The organism is Pseudomonas sp. B21128 (assembly GCF_044218865.1).
Taxonomy (GTDB): domain Bacteria; phylum Pseudomonadota; class Gammaproteobacteria; order Pseudomonadales; family Pseudomonadaceae; genus Aquipseudomonas; species Aquipseudomonas iridis.
In genome coordinates, this window is sequence record NZ_CP162590.1 from 2,380,154 (window position 1) to 2,394,311 (window position 14,158).

The 14,158-nt window shown below is 58.3% G+C and carries 4 protein-coding genes; 3 read left to right on the plus strand and 1 reads right to left on the minus strand.

The window, feature by feature from the left end; genetic code table 11:
• Positions 1 to 323 precede the first annotated feature (323 nt).
• The 3 genes from AB4P91_RS10655 to AB4P91_RS10665 all read left to right on the plus strand — a co-directional run bounded on the left by AB4P91_RS10655 (position 324) and on the right by AB4P91_RS10665 (position 6,649).
• The gene (locus tag AB4P91_RS10655) at positions 324 to 2,213 is read left to right on the plus strand and encodes a DUF1302 domain-containing protein (protein ID WP_150592650.1); all 1,890 of its coding nucleotides are present in this window, start codon (positions 324 to 326) and stop codon (positions 2,211 to 2,213) included.
• A gap of 27 nt (positions 2,214 to 2,240) precedes the next feature.
• Positions 2,241 to 3,605: a DUF1329 domain-containing protein gene (locus tag AB4P91_RS10660; protein ID WP_150595802.1), complete on the plus strand. Its 1,365-nt coding sequence runs from the start codon at positions 2,241 to 2,243 to the stop codon at positions 3,603 to 3,605.
• A 311-nt stretch (positions 3,606 to 3,916) separates the two neighbouring features.
• Positions 3,917 to 6,649, plus strand: coding sequence for a LuxR C-terminal-related transcriptional regulator (locus tag AB4P91_RS10665; RefSeq protein ID WP_395604759.1), 2,733 nt, complete (start codon positions 3,917 to 3,919; stop codon positions 6,647 to 6,649).
• 101 nt (positions 6,650 to 6,750) lie between these two features.
• On the opposite strand, the gene AB4P91_RS10670 is transcribed toward AB4P91_RS10665, so the two are convergent.
• Positions 6,751 to 14,022: a M10 family metallopeptidase C-terminal domain-containing protein gene (locus AB4P91_RS10670; protein WP_395604760.1), complete on the minus strand. Its 7,272-nt coding sequence runs from the start codon at positions 14,020 to 14,022 to the stop codon at positions 6,751 to 6,753.
• Positions 14,023 to 14,158: the final 136 nt, after the last annotated feature.

A 14,158-nucleotide genomic window follows, 5' to 3' on the forward strand; every position in this document is an offset into this window, starting at 1 on the left:
GCCGAAAACGGCGCGCCAGACCCGCCAAGCAAGCGCTTGCCTTGTGAAATCGAAAATTTCAGCCATCCTTGCCATGCCGACACGTGTTGGCCTGGCGAAAGGACTGTTCCAGAGTGGTCGGCAGCTGCAAATCACACTTTAGAGGGATCAAGCTCTACAACCTGCTGGCTATAGTCCACTTAAGGATTTTTAAGAACGTGGCACACGCACAAGACGGGGCGATGCATCTTTGGAGTGACGTCGGACAGCCTTTGGCATCCGGTCCTCCAGACGTTTTTAAAAGTACTCACTGCCATAACAATAATGCACATGGAGTAGCGTCGATGACCTCAGTAAACCAGTTCTGGCGCCGGGCGAAACTGCCTCTGGCGGTCAGTCTTGCTTCTTCGCTCGCCGGGCCTGCATTCGGCGTCAGTTTCAACGTTGGTGAAATCGAAGGTCAGTTCGATTCATCCCTGTCGATCGGCGCAAGTTGGTCTACCCAGAGCCCGAACAAGAACCTCATCGGCGTCAACAATGGTGGTCACGGTCTGTCGCAGACTTCTGACGATGGCCACGCCAACTTCAAGAGCGGCGAAACCTTTTCGAAGATCTTCAAGGGCATCCATGACCTTGAATTGAAATACGGCGACACCGGCGTGTTCGTCCGTGGCAAATACTGGTACGACTTCGAACTCAAGGACGAAAGCCGTCAGTTCAAGGACATCAGCGACAGCAATCGCAAGGAAGGCGCCAAGTCTTCCGGCGGGCAGATCCTCGACGCCTTCGTCTACCACAACTACGCCATCGCCGATCAGCCGGGCTCGGTGCGTCTGGGCAAGCAGGTAGTGAGCTGGGGTGAAAGTACCTTCATCGGTGGCGGTATCAACTCGATCAACCCGATCGACGTGTCTGCATTCCGCCGCCCAGGTGCCGAGATCAAGGAAGGCCTGATCCCGGTCAACATGTTCTACGTGTCTCAGAGCCTGACCGACAACCTGTCGGCCGAAGCCTTCTACCAGCTCGAATGGGACCAGACCGTCGTCGATAACTGCGGCACCTTCTTCTCGCAGCCAGACATCATCGCCGACGGTTGCGAAAACAACCTGCGCGTGTTGAACAAGCGCTCGACCATTCCAGCGATCGCCCTGGGGCCATTGGCTGCCAACGGCGTCGACGTCAACAATGAAGGCGTGCTGGTCCGTCGTGGCCCGGATCGTGATGCTCGCGACAGCGGCCAGTGGGGCGCGTCTCTGAAATACATGTTCGAACCGCTCGATACCGAGTTCGGTGCGTACTTCATGAACTACCACAGCCGTGCGCCGATCTTCAGCGCTACCGGTGCACCGCAGTCGATCTACAACACTGCCGCCGGTCTGCCCGGGCCGTTCGCTGCTCTCGCACCGTTGCTGGTGGCGGGCAACTCGAACTACTTCGTCGAATACCCGGAAGATATCCGTCTGTACGGGCTGAGCTTCTCCACCACCCTGCCTACCGGTACGGCGTGGAGCGGTGAAATCAGCTACCGGCCGAATGCTCCGGTGCAACTGAACTCCACCGACATCCTCTTCGCCGGTGTACGCCCGCTGGGCGGCGCACTGACCAACGCTTCGCTGCTCACTGGCGTTCCTGGCCAGGACCTGCATGGCTATGAGCGCAAGGAAGTCACTCAACTGCAGACGACCTTCACGCACTTCTTCGATCAGGTCATGGGCGCCAGCCGTATGACACTGGTGGGTGAAATCGGCGCGACCTACGTCGGCGGGCTGGAAAGCCGTTCCGACAAGCGTTATGGCCGGGATCCGGTTTTTGGTCCGGGTGAGTTGCCGGCCACTGGCGGTATCAATACCTGCGCCAACATTCTCAACGCCAGCACTATCAATGGCGCAGGGCCGGGTTCACCGCAGAACAACCGCAGCCGCAATTGCGACAACGACGGCTTCACCACTTCGATGTCGTGGGGCTACCGCGGTCGGGCCATCTGGGATTACAACGACGTCTTCGCCGGTGTGAACCTCAAGCCGAACGTAGCCTGGTCCCATGACGTCAGCGGCTACTCGCCTGGCCCTGGCGGTAACTTCGAGGAAGGTCGCAAAGCGGTCAGTCTGGGCGTCGATGCCGAGTACCAGAACACCTACACCGCGAGCCTGGCCTACACCAACTTCTTCGACGGCAAGTACACCACCGTGGATGACCGCGACTTCGTTGCGCTCAGCTTCGGCGTGAACTTCTAAGCACTGCATTTCAGGACGAACGAATTTATGAAAATAACAAAAAGTCTGTTCCACGCCGGTGTTCTGGGGCTGTCGCTGCTGGCGACCGGCGTCATGGCCGCAGTGCCTGCTGGCGAAGCGGACAAGCTGGGCAAGAGCCTGACCCCGATGGGCGCAGAAATGGCGGGTAACGCCGATGGCTCGATCCCGGCCTGGAAGCCGTTGCCGAAGAATGCCGGTACGGTCGATGCGCGTGGTTTCCTGTCCAACCCTTACGCCAGTGAGCAACCGTTGTTCACCATCACCGCCAAGGATGTCGACAAGTACAAGGACAAACTTGCGCCGGGCCAGTACGCGATGTTCAAGCGCTACCCGGAAACCTTCAAGATGCCGGTCTATCCATCGCATCGCGGCGCTACCGTGCCGGATGAGGTGTTCGCCTCCATCAAGAAAAACGCCACTACCACCACGCTGGTGTCGGGCGGCAACGGTCTGGAAAACTTCGAAACGGCTGTGCCGTTCCCGATTCCGAAAACCGGCGTCGAAGTCATCTGGAACCACATCACCCGCTATCGTGGCGGCAGCGTGACGCGTCTGGTGACCCAGGCCACGCCGCAACCGAACGGCTCGTACAGCCTGGTTTATTTCCAGGATCAGTTCGTGTTCCGCGACAAGATGAAAGACTACGATCCGGCGAACCCGGGCAACATCCTGTTCTACTTCAAGCAGAAAGTGACCGCGCCGGCACGTCTGGCCGGTGGTGTGCTGCTGGTGCACGAAACCCTCGACCAGGTTAAAGAGCCACGTTCGGCGTGGGTCTACAACGCCGGTCAGCGCCGTGTGCGCCGCGCACCGCAAGTGTCCTATGACGGCCCGGGTACTGCGGCAGACGGTCTGCGGACTTCCGACAACCTGGACATGTTCAACGGCGCGCCGGATCGCTACGACTGGAAGCTCGAAGGCAAGAAAGAGATGTACATCGCCTCCGACAGCTACAAGCTCGACGATCCGAAACTGAAATACGCCGACATCATCAAGGCCGGCCACATCAACCAGGATCTGGCGCGTTACGAGCTGCGCCGCGTCTGGCACGTGGTTGCGACCCTGAAGGAAGGTCAGCGCCACATCTACGCCAAGCGTGACTTCTACATCGACGAGGACACCTGGCAAGCAGCGGTCATCGACCATTACGACGGTCGTGGTCAGCTGTGGCGTGTGGCCGAGGCGCATGCCGAGAACTACTACGACAAACAAGTGCCGTGGTATGCCCTGGAAACCCTCTACGACCTGCAGTCCGGCCGCTACCTGGCGCTGGGCATGAAGAACGAAGAGAAGAGCGCGTATGACTTCGGCTTCACCGCGACCACCAGCGACTTCACCCCGGCCGCTCTGCGTCAGGAAGGTGTTCGTTAAACCGCTGTAAACCCGAGGCCGCATCCTCGTGAAAACGCCCCGACTGGTTCGGGGCGTTTTTTTTTGCTGATCATTTTTGCAGCGCTTTGTGTAGGAGCTGCCGAAGGCTGCGATCTTTTGATCCTGCTGTTGATTCTGAAACTCCAACGTCAAAAGATCGTAGCCTTTGGCAGCTCCTACAGGATTTGGCGTGCAGGTCCTTGTAGCCTTTTTGTAGCCATTTGTAGCAACTACCTTCATTACCGGTTCGTTTAAGGCTAGTCTGCGGACATCTGCAACGCCGCCAACAGCAATTCGAACAAGAGCCGGCCATGACTGATCTGTCCCCACTTCCGGGTCCCGCAAGCGTTGCCGTCGCGGTACTGGACGGGCGTTTTTTTCGCCCGCCGCTGCCTGACGGACACGTCTTGCGACCACGCCTTTGCCAGCGCCTGCAAGCAGGACTCGGTGGACGGCTGTTGCTGGTCAGCGCCCCCGCAGGCTTCGGCAAGAGTTCGCTGGCCGTGGAGTTTTGCCAGAGTCTACCGGCGCATTGGCAAAGTCTCTGGCTGGGTCTAAGCCCACGGGACAGCGATCCCGGTCGTTTTCTCGAGCGCTTGCTCGAAGGCCTGCAGGACTATTTCCCCCAACTGGGCAGCCGCGCGCTCGGCCTGCTGAAGATGCGTCAACGCCACCAGCCGTTTGCCTTTGAAGAATGGCTCGACGGGCTGCTCGACGAACTGACACAGCACCTTGATCCGGCGACACCCTTGTTGCTGGTGCTCGACGATTATCATCTCGCCCAAGGCCCGGTGCTCGACCGTTGCCTGCAGTTTTTCCTCAACCACTTGCCCGAGGGTTTGCTGGTGATGGTCACCAGTCGGCAGCGCCCTGACTGGCACCTGGCGCGCTTGCGACTGTCGCGGCAATTGCTGGAACTGCACGAGCAGGATTTACGCCTGACCCACGACGAAGCCCTGACATTGCTCGATCGCCACAGCACTTCTCTGCGCGGCGAAGCGCTGGAAAACCTCATCCAGCGCAGCGAAGGCTGGGTCGCCGGGCTGCGTTTCTGGCTGCTGGCAGCCTCCGAAGCCGGCAGTGAAGCGGCATTGCCGCAAGCGCTGAACGGCGGGGAAGGGCTGATCCGCGACTATCTGCTTGAAGAAGTCATCGATTGCCTGCCCATCGAAGTGCAATCATTTCTCTACGACACCGCACCGCAGGAGCGCTTTTGCAGCGAGCTGTGCGATGCCGTCCGCGAAGCCCATGACAGTGCCGAGATCCTGCGTTTCCTGCAGGCGCATCAGGTATTCCTGGTGCCGCTGGATGAGCATGGTCACTGGTATCGCTATCACCACTTGTTTTCCGACCTGTTGCGCAGTCGCCCGGTTGCTCAGGCCTTGGTGCCCACCGGAACGCTGCATTTGCGCGCCTGTCGCTGGTTCAACGCTCAGGGTTTGCTCGACGAAGCGGTGGAGCAGGCATTACGTGCCGGCCATCTGGATGTGGCGGCGAATCTGGTGCAGAACCTGTCGGAGGAGCAACTGCTGGCCGAGCAGAATGTCGGCATGCTGTTGCGCTGGAAGATGGACTTGCCCGACAGCTTGCTGATCAGCACGCCGCGCTTGATCGTGCTGTACAGCTGGGCGCTGGGGCTGGCGTGTCAGCTCGACGCGGCTGAAGAATTGTCCAGCCATCTGAGCCGCTTCCTGCCGGCGCCGTCCGCTACGGCGCAAAAGTCGATGCTGGCGCAATGGCTGGCGTTGAGGGGGATCATCGCGCGCGGACGCGGGCATCGCGAGTTGACGCTCAAGTACTGCAGCGAAGCGCTCGAAAGTCTGCCGGCCAAGCGCTACGGCCAGCGGTTGATGTGCTTGTCGACGTTATCCAACCTGGCGATTGCCGACGGTGATCTGTGGCGCGCGCGGGGATTGAACCGTGAGTCCCTTGAGTTGGCGCAACGCGTCGGTAACCCGTTATTTGAAGCACTGGCGCATTACGATCGCGCCCGCGTTTTGCAGGCTCGCGGTGAAATTCTGCGCTCGCTCGATGAAGTCCATCAGGGTCTGGAACGGTTGCGCGGGCTTTCCCCGCAACGCCTCTATGCCGTGCGCGCGCGACTGACGCTGTACGAAGGTTTTCTGTTGGCGATGCGCTTGCAGCCGCAGCTCGCACGCGTGCGGTTATTGGCCGGGCTCAGTGAAGCGCGGGCCTGTCGTGATATCAGCGTGTTGATCGGTCACTGCGTGATCGCGCGTCTGGATGGCGCCAGCGGTGAGTTCGCCAAAGCCTTCGCCGAACTCGCCGAAGCCGAGCGGCTGATGCACATCTGGGACGTGCCGCCGATTTACTATCTGGCGATGATCACCCTGGTCAAATGTGAACTGTGGCTGGCGCAGGGCCGCACCGATCTGGCCGAAGCCTGGCTCGCGCGGCTGGGACAGACCTATACGGGCGAACGTGCGGCGGCGCCTCCGGAATTTCATCCACAACTGCCTTTGCATGTCGAACTGCAACAGGCACTGCTCGATGTGATTCAAGGGCAACCGATGCTCGCCGAAGGGCGCTTGAACGTATTGCACGAAAACGGCCAGCAAACCGGGCGTCAGTTGCTCAGCGTGATGGCGTTGACGCAGAAGGTGGCGTTGCTGTTGGCGAGCGGGCGCGAAGCGGAGGCGCGCAAAGCGCTGAGTCAGGCGCTGGAGGCAGCGGCGGGGGGCGTGCTGCAGCCGTTCGAGGCTTTGGTCAAAGCACACGTGGACTGGTTGCGCGGACAATTGCTGACGTCGCCAACGTTGGCAGGACAGCAACTGCTGCAACACTTTCCGCCAGCGACATCGCGTCCGGCGGTGGAATCGAGCACGACCGAACAGCTCAGCAGTCGTGAACTGGCGGTACTGCGGCTGATCGCGCAAGGTTGTTCGAACCAGGAAATCAGCGAGCAGTTGTTCATTTCGCTGCACACGGTGAAAACCCATGCCAGCCACATCAACAGCAAGTTGGGGGTTGAGCGGCGGACGCAGGCAGTGGCGCGGGCGAAGGAGTTGGGGGTTTTGAGCTAGCCGCGACAAACGGCGGTCGATAAAAAACGCCCCGATTGATCGGGGCGTTTTTTTTGAAGGTGACCCGGTCGATTTTGTCGGCCGGGTCGTGCAGAAGAAGGTCAGGCCATCAGATCGTTGGCACTGAAGGAGTTCACCCCCAACAACTGGATTTCGAAGTCCGCACCGGCGTTGCCGCTGACGTTGCCCGACAAAATGTGGTCAACGAAACGCAATTGACCCGCACCCGTGAAGGTGTCCGCACCAATGAAGGAGAACGTGTTGACGCCATTTTGCAGCAGGTTGGCATCAAGCATTCTGAAATCGATCTTGTCACCCTCAAGGCTACTGAAGTCGTTGATGACGTCCCTCGAACTGCCAAGCCCCATATGCTCCAAGTGGATGAAGGCAAACTGGTCGCTGCCAGTCCCACCGATCAGCGTGTCCTTGCCGGGTCCGCCGACCAATCTATCGGCCCCAGCCCCCCCATCTAGCAAATCGTCGCCGATGCCACCGTCCATTATGTTGTCGTCGGCATTACCGATCAGCTTGTTGTCAAAAAAATTGCCCCATAGTGTGAAAGCACCTGTGCCATTGATTTTCAGGTTTTCCACGTATTTTAGATAAGGCGTATCCAGGTTTATAAAACTGCTCTGATTTTCAGTAGAAAAATCGATAACCACCCAATCCTGCCCACTGTCAGCCGCCTCTTTGACCCGCGACAATTCGATGGATTGATCAAGAATGTAGGTGTCATCGCCGCTACCACCGATCATGGTATCCATCCCGGCACCACCGTTAAGGATATCGTTGCCATCCCCACCATTGAGGGTGTTGTTGCCGTCATTACCAGTCAGCACGTTGTTCTTCTCGTTACCGGTACCGTTTAGGTCGGCGATACCGACAAGTGTCAGGTTTTCGAGGTCGGAGCCAAGGGTGTAGTTGACGGAAGACATGACCTGGTCGACATCGTTCGCCTCGCCCCCCATGTCCATGACGAAGTCAAAGTCGTCATCGACGTAGTAGGTGTCTGAGCCAGCGCCGCCCATCAGCAGGTCGCTACCCGAGCCGCCGTCGAGGATGTCGTCACCGGCCCCTCCTTGGAGCGTATTGTTTTCACTGTTGCCAGTCAGCATGTTGTTCAGATCGTTGCCGGTGCCTCTAACTGCACTGCCGGTGAGCACAAGGTTTTCCAGATTGGCCCCAAGGATCCAGTTGATCGATGAACGCACAGTGTCGATTTCACTCCGCAAGGTGCTTTTTTCAACGATCGTGTCGCCGACGTTATCGACAATGTAAGTGTCATTGCCCAAACCACCGATCAGCGTATCGGTGCCCAGGTCACCATCGAGAACGTTGTTGCCGGAATTGCCGGTAATAACGTTGTTATAGCCGTTGCCCGTGCCATTCAGGTCGGCGTTGCCGGCGAGTGTGAGGTTTTCGAGGTTGACGCCAAGGGCGTAATCGATCGTCGCGATGACTTCGTCGATAGCCGTTGGCGACGCATCAGTCTCGATCACCTGATCGCCAGTGTTATTGACGTGGTAACGGTCGGCGCCGTCGCCACCGATCATGATGTCGTTGCCCAAACCACCGATCAGAGTGTCGTCACCGGCACCACCGTAGAGCGTGCTGTTGCCGTTGTTACCGTGCAACTCGTTGTTCAGTTCGTTACCGGTGCCGACGAGGTTGTCATGGCCGGTAAGGACGAGATTCTCGAAGTTGGCGCCCAGAGTCCAGTTGATCGACGACCATACAGAGTCGATTTCGCTGGCCAGGTTGCTGGTCTCGCTTACGGAGTCGCCGGCGTTGTCGACTACGTAGGTATCGTTGCCCAGCCCACCGATCATCTCGTCAGCCCCGAGGCCGCCGTCGAGGACGTTGTTGCCAGCGTTACCGGTCATGCGGTTGCTGACGGCGTTGCCGGTGCCTTTGAGATCGGCGTTGCCGATGAGGATCAGGTTTTCGACGTTGCTGCCCAGCGTGTAATCAATGGATGAGAACACTCGATCAAGGGCAGTCAACGAGGCGTCAGTTTCAATCACCACATCGCCGGCGTTGTCGACGTAGTAGGTATCGATGCCGTCGCCGCCAGTCATGACGTCAGCGCCGGTGCCGCCATCCAGAGTGTTGGCGCCGGCGTTGCCGGTGAGGGTGTTGTTCAGTGCGTTACCGGTGCCGTTGACTGCATTGCCAGTCAGTACCAGATTTTCCAGGTTGGCACCCAGCGTCCAGTCGACCGAGGAACGCACCGTGTCGATCTCGTTCGCCAGCGTGCTGGTTTCACTGACGCTGTCGCCGATCTTGTCGACGATGTAAGTGTCGTTGCCCAAGCCACCGGCCATGCTGTCGGCACCGAGGCCACCATCAAGGATGTTATTGCCGCTGTTGCCGGTCAGCATGTTGTTAAGGCTGTTGCCGGTGGCGTTCAAGTTGTCGGTGCCGGCCAGGTAAAGGTTTTCGAGGTTGGCGCCCAAGGCCCAGGTGACCGACGACCAAACGGTGTCGATCTCGTAGTAAGCCGTACTGGTTTCGCTGATGGTATCGCCGACGTTGTCGACGATGTAGGTGTCATAACCCAGGCCGCCGATCATCAGGTCGGCACCGAGACCGCCGTCGAGAACGTTGTTGCCATCGTTACCGGTCATGCGGTTGCTGGCGGCGTTACCGGTGCCTCTGAGGTCGGCATTGCCGATCAGGATCAGGGTTTCGACATTGGCGCCCAAGGCGTAGTTGATCGACGAGAACACCCGATCAAGGGCAGTCGGCGAAGCGTCAGTTTCAATCACCACATCGCCGACGTTATCGACGTAATAGGTGTCGAGGCCGTCGCCGCCAGTCATGACGTCAGCACCGGTGCCGCCATCCAGAGTGTTGGCGCCGGCGTTGCCGGTGAGAGTGTTGTTCAGTGCGTTACCGGTGCCGTTGACTGCATTGCCAATCAGGACCAGGTTTTCCAGGTTGGCACCCAGAGTCCAGTCGACCGAGGAACGCACCGTGTCGATCTCGTTCGCCAGCGTGCTGGTTTCATTGACGCTGTCGCCGATGTTGTCGACGATGTAAGTGTCGTTGCCCAAGCCGCCGGCCATGCTGTCGGCACCGAGGCCGCCATCAAGGATGTTATTGCCGCTGTTGCCGGTCAGCATGTTGTTAAGGCTGTTGCCGGTGGCGTTCAGGTTGTCGGTGCCGGCGAGAAAGAGGTATTCCAGGTTGGCGCCCAAGGCCCAGGTGACCGACGACCAAACGGTGTCGATCTCGTAGTAAGCCGTACTGGTTTCGCTGATGGTATCGCCGACGTTGTCGACGATGTAGGTGTCATAGCCGGTGCCACCGACCAGTCTGTCGGCGCCGATTCCGCCGTTGAGGGTGTCGTTGCCGGCACCGCCGTCGAGAATGTTGTTGCCACTGTTGCCGGTCAGCGTGTTGTCCAGGCTGTTGCCGGTGGCGTTCAGGTTGTCGGTGCCGGCGAGAAAGAGGTATTCCAGGTTGGCGCCCAAGGTCCAGGTTACCGACGACCAAACGGTGTCGATCTCGTAGGAAGCCGTGCTGGTTTCGCTGATGGTATCGGCGACGTTGTCGACGATGTAGGTGTCATAACCCAGGCCGCCGATCATCAGGTCGGCACCGAGACCGCCGTCGAGAACGTTGTTGCCATCGTTACCGGTCATGCGGTTGCTGGCGGCGTTACCGGTGCCTTTAAGATCAGCGTTGCCGATCAGGATCAGGTTTTCGACATTGGCGCCCAAGGCGTAGTTGATCGACGAGAAAACCCGATCAAGGGCAGTCGGCGAAGCGTCAGTTTCAATCACCACGTCGCCGACGTTGTCGACGTAGTAGGTATCGAGGCCGTCGCCGCCAGTCATGACGTCAGCGCCGGTGCCGCCATCCAGAGTGTTGGCGCCGGCGTTGCCGGTGAGAGTGTTGTTCAGTGCGTTACCGGTGCCGTTGACTGCATTGCCAGTCAGGACCAGGTTTTCCAGGTTGGCGCTCAGGGTCCAGTCGACCGAGGAACGCACCGTGTCGATCTCGTTCGCCAGCGTGCTGGTTTCACTGACGCTGTCGCCGATGTTGTCGACGATGTAAGTGTCGTTGCCCAAGCCGCCGGCCATGCTGTCGGCACCGAGGCCGCCATCAAGGATGTTATTGCCGCTGTTGCCGGTCAGCATGTTGTTAAGGCTGTTGCCGGTGGCGTTCAGGTTGTCGGTGCCGGCGAGAAAGAGGTATTCCAGGTTGGCGCCCAAGGCCCAGGTGACCGACGACCAAACGGTGTCGATCTCGTAGTAAGCCGTACTGGTTTCGCTGATGGTATCGCCGACGTTGTCGACGATGTAGGTGTCATAGCCGGTGCCACCGACCAGTCTGTCGGCGCCGATTCCGCCGTTGAGGGTGTCGTTGCCGGCACCGCCGTCGAGAATGTTGTTGCCACTGTTGCCGGTCAGCGTGTTGTCCAGGCTGTTGCCGGTGGCGTTCAGGTTGTCGGTGCCGGCGAGAAAGAGGTATTCCAGGTTGGCGCCCAAGGTCCAGGTTACCGACGACCAAACGGTGTCGATCTCGTAGGAAGCCGTGCTGGTTTCGCTGATGGTATCGGCGACGTTGTCGACGATGTAGGTGTCATAACCCAGGCCGCCGATCATCAGGTCGGCACCGAGACCGCCGTCGAGAACGTTGTTGCCATCGTTACCGGTCATGCGGTTGCTGGCGGCGTTACCGGTGCCTTTGAGATCAGCGTTGCCGATCAGGATCAGGTTTTCGACATTGGCGCCCAAGGCGTAGTTGATCGACGAGAAAACCCGATCAAGGGCAGTCGGCGAAGCGTCAGTTTCAATCACCACGTCGCCGACGTTGTCGACGTAGTAGGTATCGAGGCCGTCGCCGCCAGTCATGGTATCGGCACCGATGCCACCGTTGAGGGTGTTGTCGCCGCTGTTGCCGGTCAGCACGTTATTGAGGTCGTTACCTGCAAGAACTGCCGATGCATTGCCCAGCAGTACGGCTTCTTCGATGTTGGCACTCAGGGCGTAACTTACCGAAGCACGCACGACGTCGTAGCCTTCGTTAGTCTCCTCGATGATCTGATCGCCAGAATTGTCGACGATGTAAGTGTCGTTACCCAGGCCGCCGATCAGCGTGTCCGTACCGTAACCACCATCCAGAACGTTATTGCCGCTGTTACCGGCAATACGGTTATCGCTGTAGTTACCCGTACCGTTGAGGTTGTCTGAGCCCATCAGGTACAAGGACTCGATATCGGTCGTCAGGGTGTAGTTGACGGACGCATACACTTCGTCGTAGTTGGCAAAGCCGTTTTCCACGACAACGTCGCCGATATTGTCGACCATGTAAATGTCATTACCTGCGCCGCCGATCATTCTGTCGGCGCCCAGTCCACCGTCGAGAATATTGTTGCCAGCGTTGCCGGTCAGAGCGTTGTTCAGTTCATTACCGGTGAGGTTCAGCGACGCGGTGCCCAGCAGTTCGCTGTATTCGATGTTGGCGCCGAGGGTATAGCTGACCGATGTGCGAACCAGATCCGTGCCTTCGTTCGCGAATTCGACCAGTGAGTCTTCCAGGCTGTTGATGATGTAAACGTCATCGCCAGTGCCACCCATAAGTGTGTCACTACCGGCGCCGCCGTCGAGCATGTCATTACCGGCGCCGCCCTGCAGATTGTTGGCGAAGGCATTGCCGACGAGGGAGTTGCCCCGGTCGTTGCCAAGCACATTGAAAGTGCCTGTACCGTTCACGGTAACGTTTTCGAAATTGCTCAGCGTATTGCTGTTCAAGTCGATCAGGGTGCTGGTTTGCACGCCGTATTCAAGAACCAGCGTATCGTTGCCCTCGTTGACGTTCTCCTTGACCAAGTCCAGTTCAGCGGCCTGATCAATGACATAGGCATCGTTGCCGGCGCCACCGATCAGGGTATCCAGACCGCCCAGTCCATTAAGAACGTTGTGGCCGGAGTTGCCGGTCAGCACATTGTTCTGACCATTGCCGAAGGCATTGATGTTGGCATTGCCGCTGAGTTCGAGATTTTCCAGGTTGTCGCCCAGCGTCCAGCTGATCGATGCGCGTACGGTATCTATTTCACTAGCGAGGGTACTGGTCTCACGGATGACGTCGGCTGCATTGTCGACCACATAGGTGTCGTTGCCAGTGCCACCGATCAGGGTGTCGACGCCGGCGTCACCGTCGAGAATATTGTTGCCGGAGTTGCCTGTGATTACGTTATTCGATGCGTTGCCATAGCCATTGATATTGGCATTGGTCAACAGCGTCAGATTCTCCACATTCTCGCCGTTGTACAACAGGCTGAAACTGGCCGTCGAGAATACCGCGTCGATCTCGCTGGGCGAGTTGCTGGTTTCAATAATATTGTCGTCGCGGCTGTCGACGTAGTAAGTGTCATTACCGGCACCGCCATACATCGAGTCGTTACCTGTTCCGCCATTGAGGACGTTATCCAGGTCATTCCCGCGCAGTATGTCGTTGAAGTTCGAGCCAATGGCATTTTCGATTTTGGCGCCATAGGCAATAGCCAGGCCGCTATGGAAAATGGAGCCTCCGGTGAGATTGGGTAAACCAATGCTGCTATAGGCACCTTCGTTCAGGTTGATGTCGACTCGATCAGCCTGAGAGCTTGCGTCGATCGTGTCGTTGCCGCCGGCATCCCAGATCGTTTCGAAAATCGGTTGATAGGCTTTCCAGGAGTAAACGTTGTCACCGGTTTGCCAGGTCATGTTGGCGCCGTAAAGCGCTTGTATGGCAAGGATGTCCAACACCATCGGCGTCATCGGCTGATATGAGTAATTATTGTTGTAACTCATCACCGTGAGTTGGACATCGTCCAGCGCCGGATCAAGAATAGTCGTGTTCGCGCTGCTGGCGGAAAAAGGGTGCTTGAGTCCCAGGGCATGACCGATTTCGTGGATAAAGGTCATGTAGTCGTAAGTACCCTTGGTGGCGTACTCGGTGGTTGGATCGCCGATCCATACGTCACCGCCGCGAGGGGTGTTGGAAGGGGTGTAAGCCCAGGCGGCCGCCTCATTGCCCATCAAGCCATAGCCACCAAAACGCAAGTCGCCGACGTTTGAAATGTCGTCGGTGGTCTGAGTGAAAGTAATGTTGGCGACAGCGCTCCAGGAGGCCAGGGCATTAATGATGCCGCTCTTCTGGCTGTCGGACAGCGTGTAAATGGCGTTGTACTCGTTATCGGCACTGTAGTTGGTCGCGAAGTACGAGGTGTTGGGTTCGATAAAGCTGTACGTCAGTTGGGTCGGGCCATCGAGTGGCCAATTGGCGCCTGCCCAGTAGGTGCCGGAAAGCAAGCTGTCGAGCGCACTGATGCCCGTCAATTTGGAAGAAAGACTGAACGTGATACCGGTTGGGCTAGGCATTAAATTTTCCTGAATGAGCTGCGGTCCTTCCCGATGCGACCGCTACGGATGCGCAATTTTGCATCAGAAAGGTTACGAATAGCAGCATTTGGCCATCACTTTCTGACTGGTGGCGTCGAATAGCGCCTCCGGTGAA

Excerpts from the sequence above, each read along its gene's own strand:
- AB4P91_RS10660 (WP_150595802.1), top strand. The coding sequence starts at position 2,241 with ATGAAAATAACAAAAAGTCTGTTCCACGCCGGTGTTCTGGGGCTGTCG.
- AB4P91_RS10655 (WP_150592650.1), top strand. The coding sequence starts at position 324 with ATGACCTCAGTAAACCAGTTCTGGCGCCGGGCGAAACTGCCTCTGGCG.
- AB4P91_RS10670 (WP_395604760.1), bottom strand. The coding sequence starts at position 14,022 with ATGCCTAGCCCAACCGGTATCACGTTCAGTCTTTCTTCCAAATTGACG.
- AB4P91_RS10665 (WP_395604759.1), top strand. The coding sequence starts at position 3,917 with ATGACTGATCTGTCCCCACTTCCGGGTCCCGCAAGCGTTGCCGTCGCG.